The 781-nt window shown below is 63.4% G+C and carries 2 pseudogenes; both read right to left on the bottom strand.

Annotated features, from left to right (window positions below):
* Window positions 1-445 (bottom strand): annotated as a pseudogene (gene istB, locus EWH12_RS21990) (IS21-like element ISSsp5 family helper ATPase IstB); the annotation flags it as partial.
* Window positions 442-781, bottom strand: a pseudogene (locus EWH12_RS21985) (IS21 family transposase); the annotation flags it as partial. The pseudogenes EWH12_RS21985 and istB, both read right to left, overlap by 4 nt.

Here is a 781-nt window from a genome sequence, read left to right as displayed (position 1 = left end):
CCTCCATCATTTCGCTGACCAGCGCTGCCGCGGTGGTGAAGCCCACCGACAATCCTTTCTGGCATGCTGCCAGTCCGAGCCCCAACGCTACATGCGTCTTTCCGGTGCCTGATGGCCCCAGAGCGATGGCGTTCTCACGCCGCTCGATCCACTCGCAGCGCGCCATCTCGAGCACCTGCATCTTGTTGAGCCTGGGGATGGCGGCGAAGTCGAAGCTGTCGAGGCTTTTGACGGCGGGGAAGCGCGCGGCCTTGATGCGCCGCTCGACCATGCGACGCTCCCTGTCGATCATTTCCATCTCGACGAGGCGGGCGAGGAAGCGGATATGATCGACGCCTTCAGCGGCACATTGCCGCGCGAGCTTGTGATGCTCACGCAGGCACGTAGGCAGCTTGAGCGCCTTGAGATGGTGAGCGAGAAGGATCTCCGGGGCCTGATCGCTCATGCGGCCTCCTGCCGGTCGGAGAGCAGGCTCAGATAGGCTCTGGCAAAGGTCTTCTCGACCGTGGTGCGTGGCAGGAAGGGATAGACGTCCAGGTCCAGCCTGGGCGGTACGCGTTCGATCCGGCACAGGACGAGGTGCTTGACGGCATCGAAGCCGATGGCGCCAAGATCGATGGCCTGTTCGACCGCCGCCTGGAGATCGGCGAGGGTGAACGTTTCCAGCAGGCGCAGTACCTGCACATATTCGCGCTTGCCATGTTTGTGCATGCGCCCTTCCATCAACCGCTGCAGTGTCGTGAACGCTTCGGGCAGGTCCCAGCCCTGCAAAGGCGCAGCC

Origin of the sequence: Sphingobium cupriresistens (assembly GCF_004152865.1) — a bacterium.
GTDB lineage: Bacteria > Pseudomonadota > Alphaproteobacteria > Sphingomonadales > Sphingomonadaceae > Sphingobium > Sphingobium cupriresistens.
This window is presented reverse-complemented; position numbering and strand designations above follow the sequence as displayed.